Annotated in this window: 16 protein-coding genes and 9 tRNA genes; 4 read left to right on the forward strand and 21 right to left on the reverse strand. The window is 45.3% G+C overall.

Features of this window, described 5'->3' with window-relative positions:
- Position 1 precedes the first annotated feature (1 nt).
- The 4 genes from ACZ5V1_RS08360 to ACZ5V1_RS08375 form a co-directional block, all read right to left on the reverse strand.
- Positions 2 to 709 carry a flagellar hook assembly protein FlgD gene (locus ACZ5V1_RS08360; RefSeq protein ID WP_464391465.1) on the reverse strand — a complete coding sequence of 236 codons (708 nt, stop codon included), beginning with the start codon at positions 707 to 709 and terminating at the stop codon, positions 2 to 4.
- A 34-nt stretch (positions 710 to 743) separates the two neighbouring features.
- Entirely contained in the window at positions 744 to 971 is a 228-nt protein-coding gene (locus ACZ5V1_RS08365; protein WP_464391466.1) for an anti-sigma factor family protein, read from the reverse strand.
- A gap of 208 nt (positions 972 to 1179) precedes the next feature.
- Positions 1180 to 2760, reverse strand: a complete 1581-nt coding sequence (locus ACZ5V1_RS08370; RefSeq protein ID WP_464391467.1) for a sigma-54-dependent Fis family transcriptional regulator — start codon at positions 2758 to 2760, stop codon at positions 1180 to 1182.
- 609 nt (positions 2761 to 3369) lie between these two features.
- Entirely contained in the window at positions 3370 to 4038 is a 669-nt protein-coding gene (locus ACZ5V1_RS08375) for a hypothetical protein (protein WP_464391468.1), read from the reverse strand.
- 372 nt (positions 4039 to 4410) lie between these two features.
- On the opposite strand from ACZ5V1_RS08375, the gene ACZ5V1_RS08380 reads away from it, so the two are divergent.
- Positions 4411 to 5673, forward strand: a complete 1263-nt coding sequence (locus ACZ5V1_RS08380; protein WP_464391469.1) for a glutamate-5-semialdehyde dehydrogenase — start codon at positions 4411 to 4413, stop codon at positions 5671 to 5673.
- Between the two features lie 262 nt (positions 5674 to 5935).
- A complete protein-coding gene (gene nadD / locus ACZ5V1_RS08385; RefSeq protein WP_464391470.1) occupies positions 5936 to 6619 on the forward strand; it encodes a nicotinate-nucleotide adenylyltransferase in 684 nt (227 codons plus the stop codon).
- Between the two features lie 28 nt (positions 6620 to 6647).
- Here the strand turns inward: nadD and ACZ5V1_RS08390 are convergent, their stop codons facing one another.
- The 14 genes from ACZ5V1_RS08390 to ACZ5V1_RS08455 form a co-directional block, all read right to left on the reverse strand.
- Entirely contained in the window at positions 6648 to 8270 is a 1623-nt protein-coding gene (locus ACZ5V1_RS08390; protein ID WP_464391471.1) for a sensor domain-containing protein, read from the reverse strand.
- A 203-nt stretch (positions 8271 to 8473) separates the two neighbouring features.
- A complete protein-coding gene (locus ACZ5V1_RS08395) occupies positions 8474 to 9478 on the reverse strand; it encodes a glycosyltransferase family 9 protein (protein ID WP_464391472.1) in 1005 nt (334 codons plus the stop codon).
- A gap of 60 nt (positions 9479 to 9538) precedes the next feature.
- Positions 9539 to 11629, reverse strand: coding sequence for a hypothetical protein (locus ACZ5V1_RS08400; protein ID WP_464391473.1), 2091 nt, complete (start codon positions 11627 to 11629; stop codon positions 9539 to 9541).
- Between the two features lie 187 nt (positions 11630 to 11816).
- Positions 11817 to 12128, reverse strand: coding sequence for an acetolactate synthase small subunit (gene ilvN / locus ACZ5V1_RS08405; protein WP_464391474.1), 312 nt, complete (start codon positions 12126 to 12128; stop codon positions 11817 to 11819).
- Positions 12121 to 13797 carry an acetolactate synthase large subunit gene (gene ilvB, locus ACZ5V1_RS08410; RefSeq protein WP_464391475.1) on the reverse strand — a complete coding sequence of 559 codons (1677 nt, stop codon included), beginning with the start codon at positions 13795 to 13797 and terminating at the stop codon, positions 12121 to 12123. The genes ilvN and ilvB overlap by 8 nt, the downstream gene beginning before the upstream one ends.
- A gap of 399 nt (positions 13798 to 14196) precedes the next feature.
- Positions 14197 to 14273, reverse strand: a tRNA-Met gene (locus ACZ5V1_RS08415).
- 122 nt (positions 14274 to 14395) lie between these two features.
- Positions 14396 to 14472 (reverse strand) — tRNA-Met (locus ACZ5V1_RS08420).
- Positions 14473 to 14596: 124 nt separating this feature from the next.
- Positions 14597 to 14673, reverse strand: a tRNA-Met gene (locus tag ACZ5V1_RS08425).
- Positions 14674 to 14796: 123 nt separating this feature from the next.
- Positions 14797 to 14873: transfer RNA gene (locus ACZ5V1_RS08430), tRNA-Met, on the reverse strand.
- Positions 14874 to 14996: 123 nt separating this feature from the next.
- A tRNA-Met gene (locus tag ACZ5V1_RS08435) sits at positions 14997 to 15073 on the reverse strand.
- 160 nt (positions 15074 to 15233) lie between these two features.
- Positions 15234 to 15310 (reverse strand) — tRNA-Trp (locus tag ACZ5V1_RS08440).
- A gap of 11 nt (positions 15311 to 15321) precedes the next feature.
- Positions 15322 to 15398: transfer RNA gene (locus ACZ5V1_RS08445), tRNA-Met, on the reverse strand.
- A 222-nt stretch (positions 15399 to 15620) separates the two neighbouring features.
- Positions 15621 to 15697, reverse strand: a tRNA-Trp gene (locus ACZ5V1_RS08450).
- A gap of 12 nt (positions 15698 to 15709) precedes the next feature.
- Positions 15710 to 15786, reverse strand: a tRNA-Met gene (locus tag ACZ5V1_RS08455).
- A 162-nt stretch (positions 15787 to 15948) separates the two neighbouring features.
- Here ACZ5V1_RS08455 and ACZ5V1_RS08460 point away from each other — a divergent pair.
- Both ACZ5V1_RS08460 and ACZ5V1_RS08465 read left to right on the forward strand, forming a co-directional pair.
- On the forward strand, positions 15949 to 16674 hold the full coding sequence (locus ACZ5V1_RS08460) for a glycosyltransferase family 2 protein (protein WP_464391476.1): 726 nt from the start codon (positions 15949 to 15951) through the stop codon (positions 16672 to 16674).
- A gap of 89 nt (positions 16675 to 16763) precedes the next feature.
- On the forward strand, positions 16764 to 17438 hold the full coding sequence (locus ACZ5V1_RS08465; protein ID WP_464391477.1) for a TVP38/TMEM64 family protein: 675 nt from the start codon (positions 16764 to 16766) through the stop codon (positions 17436 to 17438).
- A 124-nt stretch (positions 17439 to 17562) separates the two neighbouring features.
- Here the strand turns inward: ACZ5V1_RS08465 and ACZ5V1_RS08470 are convergent, their stop codons facing one another.
- From ACZ5V1_RS08470 to pdxA, 3 genes are all read right to left on the reverse strand, one after another.
- Positions 17563 to 18708 carry a glycoside hydrolase family 3 protein gene (locus ACZ5V1_RS08470; RefSeq protein WP_464391478.1) on the reverse strand — a complete coding sequence of 382 codons (1146 nt, stop codon included), beginning with the start codon at positions 18706 to 18708 and terminating at the stop codon, positions 17563 to 17565.
- A gap of 1 nt (position 18709) precedes the next feature.
- Complete coding sequence (locus tag ACZ5V1_RS08475) at positions 18710 to 20389, reverse strand: hydantoinase/oxoprolinase family protein (protein WP_464391479.1); 1680 nt, start codon at positions 20387 to 20389, stop codon at positions 18710 to 18712.
- Between the two features lie 106 nt (positions 20390 to 20495).
- Positions 20496 to 21503: a 4-hydroxythreonine-4-phosphate dehydrogenase PdxA gene (pdxA, locus tag ACZ5V1_RS08480; protein WP_464391480.1), complete on the reverse strand. Its 1008-nt coding sequence runs from the start codon at positions 21501 to 21503 to the stop codon at positions 20496 to 20498.
- Between the last annotated feature and the right edge of the window lie 167 nt (positions 21504 to 21670).

A 21670-nucleotide genomic window follows, 5' to 3' on the forward strand; every position in this document is an offset into this window, starting at 1 on the left:
CTTAACTGTTTTCGTTCTTTTTTTCTTCTTCATCTTCAGTAGAAGGCTGCTCTACTCTTGTAATATCAATGAGATTTACAGTGCGGCCGCCTTCAAGTTCGAGAACAGTTTTTCCGTCTTGCGAAGTAACGCCTGTAACCTTACCAGCAACTTTCGAGCCAACTTTAACAAGTTTGCCGTTTTTATCGCGTGCTTCGAAACCGACAGAGTATTGACCCTCAGGTAATTTACCCTGTGAGTTAGTACCATCCCAAGTAAAGGTATGTTCCCCTTTACCAGTTCCAGGCAGAACAATTGTATCAACGATTCGTTTTGAGGAATCATACACATGCGCCTTAACTGTTTCGACATCATCAGGGACGGTGTAATACACAGGACTACATCCAGATGCACCTTTATGAATCTTATCACCACCAGCAACAACAGCTTTACCAATGTAACCAACAGCACTGGTAACATTGATCGCACCAAGTGCTGTATTGGAATTTTTCGCAGTACCGTTCAATTCAGTAAGCTGCTCAAGTGAGGAGAACTGAGCTAACTGTGCAAGCATCTGGCTATCGTCAGTAGGTTTTAACGGGTTCTGATTCGACATCTGCGCCGTTAAAAGCTTCATAAAGTCATCCTTTCCAAGTGATGACTTTGGAGCCCTAGCTGAGAGATCCCTTGAATGTGTTGAGTTCAAATATTCGGTTGTAGATACTTGCATGTGTTTTCTCCTCCTTGAGATTATTGACGTGCGATTAACAGGATGAAAGAATTCTTCTAAGCTCGAGAACTTCTGAACGACACTCACGGCATGATGCCATGTGCCCTTCAACTTCTTTTCTACGAGCTATCGGAAGTTTCTTATCAAGATACGCGGCGACATCATTGTGTCCGGGACAAGCTTCCTTGCTTGTTGAAAGCCCTTCCTCAATGGTTCCGCCGTAGACCAGCTCAAGCCAGCTTGAAGATTTTTTTAATTTCATTTCGAATGCTCCTTACTTCTTGGCATGTTCACATATAGGTACGGAAGAAGAGGGGCAGATCATCCATTAACTATTTCTAAATTTTTCTAAAGTTTTCTTAACATCAACTCTTCACTCCAAAAAACTTCGATAAAACAAGACGTTAGACATAAAAAAAGAGCCGCATTTCTGCGGCTCTTTTAGATAATCTTTATAAAGATAGGATATTTTAACGACTGCGGCCTCGTGTAACCGCAAATTTCTTCGAATCAATTCCATACTTTTTAACTTTGTAGTTAACAATACGGTAACTAACACGAAGATCTCGTGCTGCCTGAAGCATATTGCCTCTAGCTTTCTTAAGAGCATCAACAAGAAGTTCCTGCTCGAATTTAGCCACAGCTTCACAGAAAGAAAGGTTTGAGTCTGTTGCAGTACTTTCCGCAGTCTGCAAAGAAGGCGGAAGGTGGTAGGTACGAATAACCTGCTCATCACAAACCAAAACAGCACGTTCGATGCAGTTCTTCAATTCGCGGATGTTTCCAGGCCAATGGTATTGCATAAGCAAATCAATAGCTGGTGTGGAAATACGTTTAATGTTTCGTTCGTATTCTTCTGCATAGGTAGAAAGAAAATGCTCAGCAAGCGGCAGAATATCTTCACGACGCTCACGAAGAGGCGGAATGAATACTGGGAAAACGTTAATACGATAGTACAAGTCTTCACGAAACTCGCCTTTTTCAACAAGTTCTTCCAGCGGACGATGCGTTGCACAAATAAGGCGTACATCTACGGACAATGTTTTTTCACTGCCGAGACGTTGAATTTCTTGCTCCTGAATTGCGCGCAGTACTTTTGCCTGTGCTGTAGGGCTTAATTCGCCTACTTCATCAAGGAACAATGTGCCGTTGTTTGCAAGCTCGAATAAGCCTTTCTTGTCCTGCACAGCACCGGTAAATGCACCTTTCTGATAGCCGAAGAGTTCACTTTCAACTAATTCAGACGGCAACGCAGCGCAGTTCAGCTTAATAAGCGGATTGTCACGACGAGGACTAGCCTGATGAATAGCTTCAGCAAGCAATTCTTTACCAGTGCCAGACTCACCGCGAAGCAATGCGGTGGCACGGCTTGGACCAACCTGAGAAATCTGGTTGAGCACAAGCTTCATAGATTTTGAGGCCACAATAATATTGGCAGGAGCAGCGTTAAGATCCGCCAAGTCTCCACCACCAATACCCTGTGCCAGCATATGATTCTGACGCGCAATTTCTTCCTGCAAATATGTTGCATGGTTTGCAACCATACCTGCTACTACTTCCAAAAAGCGCGTTTGTCCTTCAAGACTTGCAGAGGTATCACTCGGCAAATCGACACTCAATGTACCAATAACTTCACCGGCAGAACCTTCACGGCCCGGAACGGTAATAGGCACACAAATAAATGCCAACTCTGCCAGCTCTTCTTCCGTACGACCAAATGCTTTGTTCAAGAACGCAGGATGATCCTTCATTCTTGAAACGATAACAGGTGCACCGGTAGTAAATACCTGTCCTGTTACGCCAACACCCGGCTCGTATTCAATGGAATCGGCAGAATCGAGACCATGTGCGAGAGTCAGTTTAAGGGTGCGGGTTTCCGGATCAAAGATCACAATATGTGGTCTTCTGAAGTTGTGGTTTTCAGACAAAGTTTGCAGCAAGGACTTCAGTGTGGACTGAAATGGCTTTTGGGAGCCAAGTTCAGAAACAATGCACTGGAGAGTTCCCATATAAGGCTGCAGTTTGTCGTCTTGTAACGTAGTAACACTCATGTAATTTGATTCCTAAGCTCCGGTCATGCCCAGCTGTAGTGTGTAAAACAGCAGTCCGGAACGGGTTCAGCAATTATCTTATAGCTTAGCAGACAGGGGGTAGCATCTGCTTCAACACAAAACACGCATGGTGGCGTATTTTGTTCGCGCATATGAACCGACGAGACCCTTTTGCATAATGTTACCCCACACATACATTGTACATTTTTTTTGCACAGTAACTACAGTAATCATCATAACAGCAAATCAGCAAAAAAATGCTGTGGTTATTACTGTCACAACTTCCCGCATTCTATGTGGAAGTAATCAGCAAAAGGATATCGACGAAAAATTTATTTATTGTATTGCTCTTCTGTAACACGTTGTTGATGACGCACTTTCATAGTCTTTTAAAGTGGTCAGTCGCACAACGAATACCTGCATCTCCTTACTCAGCAGCCAACACAAGGTCAACCCCGACGAAATACTCACGCGCTGTCAACAGTGCGTTCAGATTAGAAATACTCCTAAGCCACAAAAAGCTTATCTTTACATATAGTAACAATATCAAGCTATTAAACAATTTCACACTAAACATGTGTTGCACTGTTTATTTATTCAATATCACCACTATTTTTTAAGCTTGAGATTCAAAGCAGCAATCTTATGTGCGTAGAACGACCTATTGGCTTCCGGCACATCTTTTTCAAGTTCTTTATATAATGTCACAGAAGTTTTCACATCGCCGCTCTTCTCTGCCATAATGGCAAGCTGGTGCTTCACAGGCAGCTTATAAGCTTCTGATGCAGTCGACAGCATTTGAGCCAATACATCCTGAGCCTTTTTATATTCGCCCATACGTGCGTATGCATCTGCTCTACCCAATCCAGCAAGATCACGCATGCTGTCTACATTAAGCTCCTGTAATGCACCCCACGCTTCAGCAGCGGAGGCATAATCTTTAATACGTAACGAAGCTTTTGCAAGAGTAAGCAACGCTGCAGGACGAACCTGATCAGGTGCTGTGGTCACAAAGGCTTTTAATGTCTCAAGCTGCGCCTCTGTTGAAGCACCCGCAGAAAGCGTCGCTAACGTCTCCTGAGCTTTAAGAATAGTTTGCTCATGCGTATAATTATAGATACCGGCGCCAGCGATGGCGCTGACAAGCAAGAACAGCCCTAAGGCGATTGCTTTTATGTGCTTCAGAACAAAGTTGAGTAACGGGGCTGCTTCCTTAGAAACACTGTGCTGCAGAGAGTCTACCAATACCGGGGAATGCGGTTCTTTTTGCTCAACCATGTTCGCTCCTAAAGTGTTCTCAGTATCTAATTGAAAAAACGCTTTTTTTGTAAGCCTATGTAACGAAATTGTCAAAATATATTGTTTTTTATAACGCCACAACGTATCCTACATTATTACATTACAATGCATTCTACGACTTTTAAAGAACGTCTTTAATAAGTTAAGATAGCTGTGCATCTCTTGCAGTTTCATCATCAAAGAGGTATTTCTTTGGATTGCTGCAAGTTGTGCCTGCGACCAAAACAGGCGTTGCTGCTAGTATTGTATCGGTACCAGACTATCACTCATGCACAGAAAGGTGCAAGAATCACATATCATTCGGTAAGCCCAAAATGTACAGGCTCTTTCCGAGACATAGCCGGAGGACAAATGGATACTCATCAACTGTTAGAAGACATGGGGAAAAAAGCATCTGCCGCCGCTCGTAAGCTCACAGCTGCAAGCCCGGAAATGAAAGCTAAAGCACTGATCCGTCTTTCTGAGCTTATCACTGAAAAGCATGGCGACATCACTGCTGCAAACAACATTGACCTAGCCAAGGCAGAAGAAAAAGGGCTTGATGCTCCACGGCTCAACCGTTTACGCCTTACTCCTGCAACAATTGCCGAAATGGCGGATGCTTGCACATTTATTGCGAACATGGATGACCCTGTGGGCGCTATTGAAACACAATGGCAGCGTCCTAACGGATTACTTGTCGGTAAAATGCGTATTCCGCTCGGCGTTATTGCAATGATCTACGAATCACGTCCTAACGTTACTATCGACTCCGGTATTCTTTGTCTTAAGGCTGGCAACGCAATTATTCTGCGTGGTGGCTCAGAAGCAATTAATTCCAACCTCGCGCTTGCAAAACTGCTTCATGAAGCACTCGAGTATGCTGGTCTTCCTAAAGAATGTGTTCAGGTTGTACCAACCACTGATCGCGAAGCAATTGCAGCCATGTGCAAACTTGAAGAGCACATTGATGTAATCATTCCTCGCGGTGGCGAGACACTCATCCGTAAAGTTGTAGAAATGGCGACTATGCCTGTTCTCAAACATTACGAAGGCGTTTGTCATGCATTCGTCGACAAAAGCGCAAACCTTGAAGAAGCCCTCAACATCATCATTAACGCAAAAACACAGCGCCCCGGCGTGTGTAACGCTCTTGAAGGCTTACTTGTACACAAGGATGTTGCGGATAAATTTTTGCCAATGGTTGCAAAAGGACTCGGCACCGAGCAAAATGTTGAGTTCCGAGCTTGTCCTCGTTCATTCTCAATGCTCGGCAAGACCGCCGTTGCCATGAAAGAATCAGACCCAGGCACCGAGTACCACGACCTTATCCTTTTAGTTAAAGTTGTAGACTCCATGCAGGAGTCACAAGATTACATCGCGGATAACGGATCGAACCACACAGAGATCATTTGCACTCAAGACTACAACCGTGCCTTGAAATTTATGCGCGAAGTTGATGCCTCTTGCGTATCCGTTAACGCTTCCACTCGTTTTAACGACGGAAGCCAGCTTGGACTCGGAGCCGAAATCGGCATCAGTACTTCCAAGCTTCACTCTTACGGCCCAATGGGTGTGAAAGAGCTTACCACCACAAAATTTGTCATCTTCGGTCAGGGTCAGGTTCGTCAGTAACCGCCTGATATCATAAATTACGTATAACGAAGGGATGGAGTATATATACTCCATCCCTTTTTTCATTGTAAAAAATTGCCAATTACACCTATCAATATTCTTTGCACAGACTTCCAGACCGAACAAACTCACCATACAGAGCAGGATATTGTATCAATCTGAATTAGCGTTTTTTTTCTTTGGCACGGTATACTATCACATGGTATGGTCACATTAGTTTGCGATAATATAACCCGGTAACTTCAGAGAAGATAAGCTTTTTATGAAACGTATTGGAATTCTTGGGGGAACATTCAACCCCACCCACATCATGCATATTCGTCCTGCGGTTGAAGTCAATGAAGCCTTTAGACTTGATCGTATTGATTTTGTCCCTTGTGCAACACCACCGCATAAGACTGAAAACGGACTTCTTTCTTTCGAATTACGAAACCGCATGATCAGGGCTGCAATCAACCGGTACCCTACTTTTACAGTTAACGAACTGGAAGTAGAACGCTTCGGCCCGTCTTATACGTACGACACCCTTCAGCACTACAAAGAGACTGAAGGAGACTGCGAACTCTTCTTTATTATGGGATCAATTGATCTGCCGACGCTTGCGGACTGGCATAAGGGGCTGGAACTTATCGACCACGCAAACATTATCGTACTTGCGCGCTCTGATGCTGATGTGGAAATGTTTAATACATTATGCCCACAATACTGGCCGGATTTAGAACTACTCCCACCAGCAGGAAATGTTGCGGCCGCCTATTCTCTTGGCGCCCATAATATTTACTTTTTGCCGCAGCCGAGAATTGATGTTTCCGCAACGCTTATACGCGAGCGCTGGCTGCAAGATCGTGACATCTCTTATCTCGTGCCGGATAGCGTTCTTAAAATCATGGGTGATTACGCTGATGTCATCACTGCATGCTGGAACGATGAAAGGAACTGCAAGTAACGTTAAACAACACTTGCAGCAATAGGGATTAGCTTCGTTTCTCCAGATACATCGCCTGATCAGCTCGCTGTAGCAGAACTTCCGGTGTTTCGCCGTCTTCGGGGTACATTGCCACTCCGACGCTTAATCCAACGCTTACAGAATTTTCATCGTTGATTCGAATCGGGGCTTCTGCAACTTTATGGATTTTGTTAACAACAGCATCCACATCACACGCTGAACGTACGTTCTCAAGAACAATACAAAACTCATCACCACCAATGCGTCCAAAGACATCTCTGTCACGTATCTGTGCATTAATGCGCTCTACGAGTTCTTTAATCACAATATCACCACTGTGATGTCCGTGCGTATCATTCACGTTTTTAAAGTCATTCAAATCCAAATACAGTACTGCAAAAGTACTGCTGTCATACCGTGCAGTTGCAAGAATACTGTTCAATTTCTCGTAAAACGAGCCTCTACTAAATACTCCTGTCAAACAATCACGGGTTGCTCTTCGCTGCAGATCAAGCTCAGCACATCTGCGCTCTGTCACATCTGACAAGATGCCCTCGACGTACGGAATCTGATTCTTTGGATCAATACTCCAATGGGCAGAAATTTCACCCCAAATCGGCGTCCCGTCTCTTCTCAAAAGCTGTGCATTAAATTTGGACTGACGCCCCACTGTCTGCACTTGATCCATCAAATTGATGAAATCATCTGCAGTGACAAATCGATCTGACAGGTTATGACAGGTTGGCGCTGTGGACCAGTCCAGAACTTCGAACCCAAAAATTCGATTGAAAGCAGGATTCGCTTCAATAATCTGGCCTGTTTCTTCAAGGCGGAACATACCTTCCGCTGCATTCAGATACAGAGCTCTATATTTGGCTTCTGCCTCTCGCAGGGCTGCTTCCGCTTGCAGGTTTTCTTCAAGGTTTGTCATTACGCAAAGCAAATTATTACTTGCACCAACCTTGCTTACAGAAAACCATACCGGAATCATTTCTTCTTGGAGAGTGACTACATAGCCCTGAAAATTTTGTTTGGAATTGGCACTGAGAGTGCTGCACACAGCCTGAAGTCGCATCAACGTTTCTGCATCAAGCAAATTGTTAATATGAAGCCCTTCAAGCGGCTCTGAATATTCGACTAATTGCCCTAAATGTTCATTGGCGAAATCAACCCGCCATGCTTCATCCAGCATAACAACACTTTCAGGAATATTCTGTGCGATAAGCTTATACTTTTCGATAGCACGCTCGTGACGAGCATCGACTCTACTATAGGAACAAGCGGAGCCGACTGTGCATTCAAACATTTGTGCGGGACTAGAAAGAGGTAACCAAGCAAATGGCTGTATTTTTTTCACACGAGTAAAGGCGTTGTCGTTCAGTTCCTCACAACAACAAATGACCGGCAATCTGGAAGACTCCGGACACACTGCCAGCTCGTCCAGCAACGCTACAGTTGTGTCGCAATCAGTGTTAGCAAGAAGCACAGAATGGGGATACTGCCGAAATGCTGAACGTACCTGATTTATAGAAACACCACACTGCCGAACAATATATTCCTGCTGATTTAAACACGCGGTACTACCCAGTACTGCTTTCGCATCGTGTTCCAATACTAAAAGACAATTTTTCGTGTTGTCTGTGGCTGCCATGAAGCATTCCCTATTATTCATTCTCTCACAAAAGCGCCCAACCCATACAGACACCAAACGTCATGACGCAAAAGGTGATTACACCTTCAGTAGCCTGAGTGTATTAATCGACAGATATTCTTATTCATTTAATATTTTGTCGCAGTTAACCACACAAAAAGTTGGCCCCCCCAACCTGCTGGTAACGTAACGCATGAGGCAAATCATGAAAGCAAGGAAAGTACGCTTTGCAGCACTCTATCCGGTTTTATGGACCTCATGCATATCTGCTCTTTATCACATACTTTTTTGCCATGCAGAGAGCAAGGCCTGCACTCTTCATCTGCTTCAAGCACAATATCGGACAATCCTTCCGGATAAAATCCCCATGCTCGGTGTGTGGGACCGAACAATCCTACAACCGGAGTCTGCACCCCGCCTGCTAAATGCATCGGACCGGAATCACCTGTAATGAGCGCCTGCGAACAAGAAAGCACAGCACAGGTTTCACGAATCGTTGTTTTCCCCGTCAAATCGGTTACATTTTCTCCTGCTGGAACAGGAGACGTACCCACACCGACAATAACAACATGTGTACCGGCATCAACAAGCTTTACTGCTAATTCACGCCAATAATCGCTAAACCATGCCTTATTGGGGTGCGTTGAAAATGGGTGCAGTGCAACAATCGGCTTGTCACCCGCTACACGCCCGCACATATCTTTTCCACCCCGCCGTTCTTCTTCTGATAAAAATATCTGTGGAAGTAATTCCAGACGCGAAGGAGCTTCTTCTTCTACAGCAAGCGCGTATCGTTGCGGCACGTTAAAACGCAGCAACTTTTCACCGCCAAGCTTTCCCTCAGTCTGCAAAAACAACCTGCGCTGTAAAGAAAACTTGGGATATCTACGAACTGCACTTTTCCAGCATAAAGCTAAAAATCGTGATCTCATCGTACCGTGCAGATCAAGCAGCCCTTTGCCTTCGTGATCTTCAGCTAACTGCTTAAAGAAGGTGTACTCATTACTGGAGCGTAACTCTTCTTTATTTATGGAAAGGATAGTATCAATGGCAGGATGCCCTTCCAGCACTGAAGCCCATGGCTCCAAAGTGAGGAAGGTAAAGCGCCAGCCGTATTTTTTATGTAAATAGGAGAGCACACCAGTAGTGAGCACTACATCGCCAAGTGCGCTCAACCGCATGACTAACCAGTTATTAGGAACTTTCATATACTCACTCTATATCGTATCTTTTCACCAGAGACTATGCCCTAACCAACCAGAAAGTCATTATAAATCAAGTTTAGGCAGTGTTACCGCGTCATCATCAAAAGCAAGAACCTGCTCAGTCAATTCAATAGGCTGCTGTTCCAGCAAATGTTCTGCTTCTTGTGTAGCGGATTCAACAAGTTCTTCAGACAGCTTGGCAGACGTTGCAGAAGCATTTTCAACAACTGAAACGAGTGCTTCAGTTTCAGAAACAAATTCAGAACAGGTAACACCCGCTTTTGTGAAGATCGCGGTCAATGCCAGTTCCACATTTTCTAACTGACCTAAAACCTTTGCTGCACGCTTTACAGCATCTTTATCCGCTGTGGCAATACGTGAATCACTCTGTTTCTCTAACAGGCTCAAGCCATTAAAGACTCTGTCCAATGCCCTGGACCCGAGAGTTTTGCCGTTATCACTGGCTTCCGCAGCATGACGACACTTTCCGGACAAGCCACGGATTTCGTCAACAATAGTTCCCATAGCGGTTGTATCTGAACCAATGCGTGCGGCCTCAACGTTAACATTGATTGCCAACGTCTCAAGATGTCGCGCAACATCTTCATAACTGGAAACCTGCCAGCCCATAACCTTCATAGCGCGTTCAATTTCTGTAAATTGAGACTTAAGCTCACCAACCGCTGCAGTAGGAATATTGCATGGTTTTGCAACAACATCTAATGCAACAGAAACGGCTGAAGACAATTCGCTGAAATTATTAACCCCGTGCAGAGTTGCAAATGCTTGTTCGCTTTGCCCTGCGGCCTGCGAAATTCCTTTCTCAAGCTTTACGCCGGAGTTGCGTATCTCCTGAACCTTTTCAGTGACAGAGGCCAGTGAGGTAGACGCATCATACACGCAGGTCTTCAATGCCTGTAACATCTCTGAAGAAGAACCAGTTGCCGGAAGATTTACAGACTCAAGACATTGTCGCAAACTTTTTTCGACGTCACGTTGAGTCTTCTCAACTTCGCCGATTGCTCGGCTCAATGCATCAAGCCCGAGGGTATTTTCTATGTCCGTAACGGGCTTTCCTTCTGCAATGTTCTCCAACGCTCTGGTCTGTTCCGCCACTTTACTCCACACAGCCCACAACGCTGTTTCAAGCGAAGACATTCTATTAGTTCTGCTGGATGAAGGCGGACGCTCTCCAGATGTCAGGCCGGCTACAGCCTGCCCTACACGAGAAACAAACTGCCCAGAAGATCTCAAAATCAACAGATAGCTGATGAGCGCAATAATGACCGCGCCTGCGACAATTATCACACCGGGCAAAATGGAAGACTCACGAACAAATGCCAAAGAATCTCGCTGTGAATCTGCAAGTTGCCTGATGGCGACATTTACATTGGAAAGACCGGAGCCGACATTTGAATCAACGTCCAATGCTCTATTATACAACTGCCCCAGCTGAATAAAATCTGTATTTAAATTTTTTGCAGCAACGATTACACGATCCAGCACCAGCAAGTCCATTGCTTTCATGCTGGTTCGCAACGCCATGCAGCTTCCCAACAACGATTCAGCGCTATTCTTAGCAAGATCGTAGTCGTTCTTCTGGTTTGTCGCTTCCATCAATCGCAATGCAACCTGTAAGTTTTGCACACTCTGCTGCATTACTTTAAGTCGTTGATTGCGCTTTTTCTGCGCATCTTGCGATGAAACACTTAGCAACGAAACACGCTGGTCAGCAATAATTCCTGCAATGCGATCCACATCGTCAGCAATATTTTTTACATTCTCTTTCGAAAGCCCGATGTAGCGGCTGATTCCAGAGTTTAGTGCTTTAAGTGCTTCCAGCTTTTCTTTATAGCCTATATTAGCAAGCTGCGCGCGACGTATCACTGCTGCTTCATTTGAATTTTTTCTTGAATTAAATTCTTTGAGTTGTTTTGCAAGCTCAGCACTGAGCTCAAGCAAAGCATCGTGCCCTGCACCAGAAAGTGCAGCCTTGTGCACCATGGTAATGCTGCTTTCTAAATGAGAAAGTCTGACAAGGGCATCATAATTTCTTGATAATCGCCGCTCACCATCAATTCCAAAAAAGACGAGAGCTCCCATGAGCCCTATCAATAAAACATATCCGGTGACGAGCTTGAATCCTATTTGCATGAAATACTCCGAAGATAAAAATGCATCGCCGATATGTACCCAAGTTCTCAAACTTCGGCAAACAGAAGGTTTCACCCAATAGAACCCAGATAGAAAAATAAAATCCCATGCACGATGGTTCTCATACACAGGATTTTAGTGTTCGCATGCTTTTGGGTGCAGCAATTGAACAAAAAGTAATATTTTATCAATCAGCTATAAGATTATTTGATTCAGCATTCATACCCGCAGTGAGGTCTGCAAAAACTTTTAAATACTCAGTTGACGCTGTCACTTCATACACATCTTGAAGTTTACGCATCTGCCGCAGCATTTGATCTAGTCTTCCATCTTCGTTTACCAGCAGCCAAATACGGCTTGTGGCACTGTCTGCAACCGGCAGACACAAAATAGCTTCAACGTTAAATGCCCGTCGTGAAAACAACCCTGTAACGTGTGCCATCACACCCGGATGGTTGTTCACTAAAATATCAAGAACAGTATGTGCATGATTAGCCATTTGTATCGCCTCCGATCATTATGCGGTTCGCAGCTCCTGGAGGAACCATCGGCAAAACTTTTTCTTCTCTGCTCACTGGCATGTGAATGAGACATGGTCCTGTAGTCGCTAACGCTTCTGCCAAAATTTCTTCACTGCAATTTTCTGCTAAATCGAACACCTTCCAACCGAACCCGCGTACAATTGCACCATAATCCAGTGCGATAGGATATTCTGAAGAGAAGCAGTTGCCGTTGAAGAATAATTCCTGCTGCTGATGTACTAAACCAAGACACTGGTTATTGAACAAAACCACTGTCACATCAACACGATGCTCAGCAGCTGTTGCAAGCTCCTGTATGTTCATCAAAATACTGCCGTCACCACTGAAGCAGATAACTTTTTTATCCGGCGCGGCAAGCGCTGCACCAATTGCTACAGGCAAGCCAAACCCCATTGTACCCAGTCCACCTGAAGTGAGCCATTGGCGACCGCCTGTAAACGGATAGCTCTGTGCGGTCCACATCTGATGCTTTCCTACGTCTGTTGTAACAATGGTTGAGTCATCAGAAAGTTCTCCCACAAGGCGAATAAATTTCTGTGGTGACTCAAAACCACTTTCAACCGGAGAATGAGGAGGAAAGGCTGTTTTCAACGCCGCAATATATCCAATCCACTCTGTTCGTGACTTTGTCTCGATTTTTGGAAGCAACTTTGAGAACACATCGCGAATGTCACCCAGAATACCAAGACTTGCAGAACGAAGCTTATCGAGTTCACAATGATCAATATCAATATGAATAATTTTCGCGTTTGGACAAAACTCGTTAACCTTTCCGGTTGCGCGATCATCAAACCGAACGCCCGCGGCAACAATCAAGTCACATCCTTCCATAACCATGTTTGTGTATCGCTCTGCATGCATTCCCAGCATACCAATATTCAAATCATGATCCCGAGGAATAACGCTCAGCCCCATAAGGGTCATCGTTACAGGCATAGAAGCTGTTTCAGCGAGATTCTTACAAATAGTATCTGCCTGCGCAGCCACCACGCCGCCACCTACCCATAATACAGGGCGTGCAGCGTTGTTAATCATTTTCGCCGCAGTTGCTATATCCGCATCAGCAACTTCTGGTGGCGCGTCAGCCACAGCGGGCTCTGGAAACGCATCGATCACGATCTGCTCAAGCTGAACATCACGCGGAATATCAACAAGAACCGGACCAGGTCGACCTGAAGCGGCAATTCGAAATGCTTCTGGAATTACAGTGAGCAGTTCTTCGGCGGAACGTACAAGAAAGTTATGTTTTGTGATGGGAATAGACATACCGTAGGTATCTACTTCCTGGAATGCATCAGTGCCGATAAGCGGAGTTGGAACTTGCCCTGTGATACATACAAGTGGAACGGAATCGAGTTTGGCATCTGCAATGGCAGTGACAATGTTGGTTACACCGGGACCGGAGGTAGCCAGACACACAGCAGGCTTACCAGTAGTTCGTGCCATTCCCTGTGCTATAAACCCTGCCCCCTGCTCATGCCGAGCAAGGATATGCGTAATTTTTTCGCTACGCGATAACGCATCATACAACGGCAGGTTTGCTCCACCCGGGATACCTGAAATAGTGGTAATGCCCTGTCGTTCTAAAAGACGAATCGTACATTCTGCGCCGGTCATTTCTCGCATTGTTCTTCCTGCCCTGATCCAAGTTTTTTATTGCCAGCGGAGATTTTGGATCAAAAAAAATCCGCCGGGCTGAAGCGCTGGCGGAGTCAATCTTACTATGTATGTAAAATCCGTTACAACGCGACGACGTTCCTTACGACGTTGACGACGACCACGATGACGGAGACTAGCAGCGCGCTGCTAGCTTCAATTGGGTAAGTTGTCGTGGTTGCGTTGTACATGTTGCTTTCCGAGTTTTACAAAGTTGTTAAGAACTTTGATACTCAGATGTTCTTTAGCTGTCAACACGTATACTTTTTATTCAGTTAATTAAACATATTGAGCGAACAAACAGTCGTTATCCCCAAGCAAAAGATCAAAAAAAAAGGTTCAGAATTACTTCTGAACCTTATATCTTCATGGTAGCGGGGACAGGATTTGAACCTGCGGCCTTCGGGTTATGAGCCCGACGAGCTACCGTACTGCTCCACCCCGCGACATAATGAGAAGGGATCTGTGCCCTTCTTGATCGTCCATCAACAGAAACAAAAATTTATTTCCACTGGAACGTAAGAAAAAGAAAAGAGGTTCAGAATCACTTCCGAACCTCATATATTCGTGGTAGCGGGGACAGGATTTGAACCTGCGGCCTTCGGGTTATGAGCCCGACGAGCTACCGTACTGCTCCACCCCGCGTCATCGTGAGAAGGTGTCTATGCCCTTCTTGGTCGTCCGTCAACAGAAACAAAAACTTTATTTCTACCGGGACGGAATAAAAAGAAAAAGAGGTTCAGAATTACTTCTGAACCTCATATATTCGTGGTAGCGGGGACAGGATTTGAACCTGCGGCCTTCGGGTTATGAGCCCGACGAGCTACCGTACTGCTCCACCCCGCGTCATCGTGAGAAGGTATCTATGCCCTTCTTGATCGTCCGTCAACAGAAACAAAAACTTTATTTCTACTGGGACGGAATAAAAAGAAAAGAGGTTCAGAATTACTTCCGAACCTCATATATTCGTGGTAGCGGGGACAGGATTTGAACCTGCGGCCTTCGGGTTATGAGCCCGACGAGCTACCGTACTGCTCCACCCCGCGTCATCGTGAGAAGGTATCTATGCCCTTCTTGGTCGCCCGTCAACAGAAACAAAAAATTTATTTCTACTGAGACGGAATAAAAAGAAAAAAGGTTCGGAATTACTTCCGAACCTTATATATTCTTGGTAGCGGGGACAGGATTTGAACCTGCGGCCTTCGGGTTATGAGCCCGACGAGCTACCGTACTGCTCCACCCCGCGTCACCGTATAATGAACATCTTAACAGCAATCAGTCATAAAGAACGATGCTATTTTGAAGTCATAAAATGATTCAGAGTATTTTCTGAATCTGTAATCTCATATCGTTCCAAAAAATACTAATCTTTACTGACACATAATGTACAATTGAATAGAACTTAATGGCAGGGGTGGAGAGATTCGAACTCCCAACATCCGGTTTTGGAGACCGGCGTTCTAGCCGTTAGAACTACACCCCTGAATCATTTTTTGGTAGCGGGGACAGGATTTGAACCTGCGGCCTTCGGGTTATGAGCCCGACGAGCTACCGTACTGCTCCACCCCGCGTCACCGTATATATGCTCTTCTTAACAGCAATCAGTTCATACGAACAATGCTATTTTGAAGTCATAAAAAAAGATTCAGACAAAACGCTGAATCTAGATTTTAATAACCATCCATTAACCTGCAACGCACTACTATGCGTGGCTCGAAACATGCTGGACACATACGAATATGTATCAGTTGCTCATTTCACTTCAAAACAATTTTCATTGAATTGAATGTTAATGGCAGGGGTGGAGAGATTCGAACTCCCAACATCCGGTTTTGGAGACCGGCGTTCTAGCCGTTAGAACTACACCCCTGGATCATTTTAATGGTAGCGGGGACAGGATTTGAACCTGCGGCCTTCGGGTTATGAGCCCGACGAGCTACCGTACTGCTCCACCCCGCGTCATCGTGAGAGAGCTTCTATGCCGATTCGCCCTACCTGTCAACAGCACTTTGCAATTAAATTTTATTTTTTTAAACAATTAACCCTACCAATACCGGAAGTCTCAATGGAATATACTCTATCCTTATTTACAAGCAACACCAATCGCCTTATACCATGCGCATGACAAATATTAATTCCCTATCTATAGTTGTACCTGTGTTCAACGAAGAAGATAATATTCCCCTTCTTTTCGGTGAAATAAATAAAGCACTCTCTCCGCTCGACAAAGAATGGCAAGTAATTTTTGTTGATGATGGTAGTTCTGATAACAGCCTTCAAGTTATTCGCTCCATGGGCGAAGAGTACTCTGAAGTAAAATATGTTGCGTTTGCAGAAAACTGTGGACAGTCCGCTGCATTCAAAGCTGGCTTTGATGCTGCTGAAACTGACGTTGTGATTACTATCGATGCAGATTTACAGAATGACCCTGCGGACATTCCTGCCCTTCTTCGTGAATACGAACGAGGTTACACAATGGTTATCGGCTGGCGCCAGAAGCGTCAGGATACATTGCAGAAAAAAGTTGCTTCCAAAATCGGTAACGCAATCCGTAACAAATTGAGCCGTGAAACCGTAAAAGACACCGGTTGCTCGCTTAAAGTTATGGACACCAGACTGGTTCAGCAAATTCCAATGCTCACCGGTATGCACCGATTCCTCCCTACGCTTATGAAAATGCAGGGCGCAACTGTTTCTGAAGTACCTGTGAACCACAGACATCGTCAGCATGGTGAGTCAAAATACGGAATCCTTGACAGAGCTAAAGCTACTATCCTTGATTTGTTAGCAATCCGCTGGATGCAGAGCCGTCACTTCCGTTATTCTATTAAAGATCGCAACTTATAACTCGCTATCATACGCGAAGTTACTTGCGCCATATATTCTATCCCTAGACCAACTGCTTGATGATTTGGTTCATCAATGCAGGGAAAACTATGTCTTCAAGTCAAAAAAAAGTTATTATCAACCTTGCAGTTATCGGACTGCTGGTTGCTGTTGTACTTACATTACGCAAATTAGGCATCGCTGAGGTTTTAGAACCTGAGTGGGTCGATACATATATTCGAAATACTGGAATACAAGGCGTTGCCCTGTTTATCGGAATAGCTGCCTTACTTACAGGCATGGGCATTCCGAGACAACTTTCTGCCTTTTGTGCAGGATATGCGTTTGGTGCTGTCCATGGATTCTTAGCCGCAATTACAGCGGTTACAATCGGATGCATATGCTGTTTCTGGGTAGCCCGATTGTTAGGACAGGAAACAATTAACCGCAGATTCCCGAATCACTTACAGGGCATCAACGGCTTTCTGCAAAGTTCACCATTTCAAACAGCAATGATTGTGCGCCTGCTTCCAGTCGGCAGCAATCTGGCTACAAACGTAATTGCCGGTGTAAGTAATATCCGCCCCTTGTCTTTTGTCGCGGGTTCTTCGTTAGGGTACATGCCGCAGACTCTCATCTTCTCTCTTCTGGGAAGTGGTGTCACTGTTGAGCCTGTACTCCGTACCAGTGTGAGCGCTGTGCTCTTTATTCTTTCCTCCGCCATTGGCGTGAGATTGTATAAAAAATATCGGCTTCTTTCCTCACAAGTGGAACAAGACGCTTAGTTCTGAGGCTTTGCCTCACTACCGTACATAAAAAAAGAAGGGTGGAGTTTTAACTCCACCCTTCTTTTTTTATGATATTTTTTCGCAGCCGTTTCCGGCTCGCAATGACTTACTACTTAATGTCTTACTGTTTCGAGACATCATCCACGAGTAGTCCTGAATCGTGCTTAAGCTTCATGATCCGATCATAAGACTGACGAATTCGCTCGATTGAGATATCGCCATTATGAACCGCCCATGTAAGCGCCGTAACAAGCTTGGAAACAATTTTCGGATCATACTTCATGTTGTTTCCCACAAGCACAATATCACTACCTGCCTGCACAGCTTTTACCGCAGCCTCATCAATGGAGTATTGATTTGTGATCGCTCTCATTTGCAGATCATCTGTCACAATCACACCATCGTAATTAAGCTTCTCTCTAAGCATTTTGGTCACAACCGGATAAGACAACGATGTCGGTGTATCAGCATCAAGCTTACGGTGATACAGATGCCCTACCATAACTACATGGAGCGGCTCTGTTCCTAACAATTCTGCATACGGTAGAAGTTCTTTCTTCGACCATGTCTTTGTTACGTCCGGTAGCCCTTTGTGGGAATCTGAAAGCGAACTGCCATGTCCCGGAAAATGCTTGTAACCGGAAATGATTCCATAACGTCCCATGCCTTGAGCGAATGCGTGTGCATACTTAGCAACTGTCGCAGGGTCTGAGCTAAAACTACGCTGTATGGCACCAATAACCGGAGATTCTGGATTCACATTAACATCCAGTACTGGCGCAAAGTCCATATTCACACCAACGTCTTTAAGATATGAGCCTGTACGCTCTCCTGCCGCAAAGGTTTCACTCACCGGCTTTTCACCCAGCTTTTGGGCAGAAGGCGTTCCGGCAAAACCGTGCGTAGGTTTAAACCGTGAGACCAGCCCGCCTTCCTGATCTATTGCGATGAATAATGGAATGGTCGAGATGTCCTGCAATGCGTCAACAAGATCACACACCTGTGCTTTGCTTATAATATTACGTACAGCCTGCGGCCGCAGGTAGTCTTTTTCAAATAAAATGACACCACCAATCTGGTGTTGTTTTATATCCCGCAATATCACGCGCGCAGCGGTTGCACCCTCTCCCCGAAAGCCAACCATGATCATTTGACCGATCATCGTTTTGAGGGAGACCTCAGATGTAGGGGCTTCAGTAGCCTGCGCAGCAAAGCTCTGCGTCGTAATCAGTAAAAACAGTACACAGCACGCTATAATTTTTGGCATCCTATATATCAACCCCTGGTGTTATCTGGCATTTTACACGAATATTTCTTCCAACTGTGCCGTAATCGCCAACCATATTAAAAGATTGTTCTTCGGTTACTTCAATTTCATCAGTACCGATGACGATATCGCGCTGTTCAAAATAACTCACCAAAGCTTCTTTTGCATCCAGCACAGCATCAAGTAATTTGTAGTTTGACGAAACACTACGACGCTCACCCATTACAGGGATAAACAGCGTCTGCGCTTCAGTATCTGCAAATAATTCCAGCTCGAATGTCGGCTTTGTCATGGCAGCACCAATGGCGTTAGCAACAGCATATTGCGGAACAGTATACACTGGTATCTGCAATTCATCAGCAAGCAATTTCTGAAAAGCCTCTGCAGGCCCCCCCATGATGCTTACTTGATCCGGTGCCAAATCTGCCCCGCTCAAAATTTCTCGAATAGTATACACAGGAGTGCTGTTCACTTCTTCGATAAAGTCATGCACAGCACGTGATATTGTTTTTACCGCAAGAGTAATTGCTGATGTTGCCAGAGCTAACGGCTCCATTCCACATTCTTCCGCAAGAGATTCTATTCCCTTGCGGCTAGCTGAACTGTCACCGAATGATGCGTGTCCGCAGTAGATGAGTGCGTCCATCAAAGCTGGACTGCTTCCGCCTTCTGCCATGCAAACACCTTTTCGTTCAGGCCCTACACGTAATGCACCTGCGGAATAATGCAGCGCGGAGTCTCCACCGACACCTATAGAACGAGTCTTTAATGCGTGAACCAAGGTCGGAAAACTGCCAACGGCAATGCCGTCTTTTTCCACAAGCGGAGCATCAGCAACAAGCAAAGCAATATCTGTGGTTGTTCCGCCGATATCCAAAATAAGCGTATCCACTTCTGGAGATGGATATTCTGAACAATCTTTGCCAACACAACGCTGAGCAAGCACGCCCATAACACTCGCAGCAGGGCCTGAAAGAATGGATTCCACAGGAATTTCGCGGGAGCTTTCAAGCGGCATGGTTCCACCGTCAGCTTTAAGAATATTTACAGGAGCTGTAATACCCTTTGCACGAACTCCGGCTTCGACGGCATCTGCAAATCTGTTATAAAGACGCCAGACTGCGGAGTTATAGTAGGCCGTTGCAATACGTCGCGGGAAGTCCAGTTGACCGGAAAAACGATGCCCTAACGAGGTTACATCACTTTTAGAAGCAATGGATTCCGCAATATGCTCTTCGTGCGCAGGGTTTCTTGTAGAAAACTTACTCACAGCAGCATACGCGGTAACACCCGCCGCAACGCACGTTTCAAAGGCATCCATAATTTCCTTTTCCACAACAGGGGCAACTTCTTCCCCTCTGTGGTCAATGGAGCCCTTTACAGGAAAATAAAATTTACCGGTCTGAAAATTATATGGGTCAATGCCGGGACCTGAAGAAACAATCACACCGACTTCATCAGTGCGACCTTCAACTATGGCATTCGTAGAAAGTGTTGTTGATAAATTAAGGCGTGTCACATCTTCGGGAGAAACAGCCTTAAGCACTATCTCAAGCGCGCCCAGCACCGATGATAACAAATCTTCATGCGCCGTAGCCACTTTACCAGAGGCAACCACTTTCCCACTCTCAACTGCCACTGCGTCGGTGTGCGTTCCACCAACATCAATACCAATAAGCATGGTTTCCTCCTGTAGTCTTTCGTATAGTCTTCAGTGTATGCAAAAAAGGCAGACAATGCCAAGTAATGTGTCATTGTCTGCCCTGTAATATCGAAAGAAGAACAGATTACAATTCGTCGCCTTCCAACATCAAAATAGCAAGTCGGATAGCTTCTCTAAAACTATTTGTATGAGCAATATCTTTGCCCACAATATCAAAGCCTGTTCCGTGATCAACTGAGGTACGCACAAACGGCAAGCCGAGTGTTACGTTAACTGCTTCTGAAAAATGCAGCAGCTTCAGCGGCGCAAGTCCCTGATCGTGATACATAGCCACAACAGCAGAATACACACCGCGTGCAGCTTTGTGGAATAAGGTATCGGCAGGGAACGGCCCTTCAATGTTCATACCCATGGCCTGTGCTTTAAGCACGGCAGGAGCAACAATTTCCTGATCTTCTGTACCAATCTTGCCGGATTCTCCAGCGTGTGGATTCAAGCCGCAAACAGCAATCGGACGATCGCCGTGTCCGACCTGTTTCATAAATTCATCAGTGAGTCTGAAGGTACGCAGCAGACGTTCTTCAGTTATCATATCTGCGACATCGCGAAGTGGCGGATGCGTTGTGGCAAGGCTTACCCGCAAAATTTCTCCGCACAGATGCATACACACTTCATCATCCTGAAGTCCTGCGTGCCGTGCTAAGAATTCTGTATGTCCGGGAAAATCAAATCCTGCCTCCTGCAACATTGCCTTATGTAATGGTAATGTCACCATACCTGTGGCAATACCATCGGTAATGCACTGGCATGCTGCCTGCAAAGATTCACCTGCGATAAATCCACCCTCTTTAGTGGCTTCACCTACTGTAATCGGCAGATCCCGAATCGACGGAGGTTCGTACAGATAAACACCGTACGCCTTACTTGTAATGTCTCGTGGAGATTCTACAATCTCCCAGAACGGGTCCATATTGAGTCGCTCGGTGTGCACCAGCAACGAAGCAGCAGAGCCGATCATAATAATCGGGCGCTTCGCCGCAATGAATATATCTTCACCAAACAAGCGACAGGCCAACTCAGGCCCTAGCCCGTTTGCATCACCAAGTGTAATAAGAAGCGTTTTTTTTGGCATAACAAACTCGAATTAAGTATGTAGTCAGTCTATGACTATGTCCCACCATTCAGAACAGGACTATACACAATAAAGCCACATTCTGAAATGCGGGCTAAAATTATGCGCTTTCCTTCTGCCTGTCCAGAAGCAACGTATTTTTCTAAATTCTGTCTTCAGACTCATTG

The sequence above is a fragment of the Halodesulfovibrio oceani subsp. galateae genome (assembly GCF_055397225.1).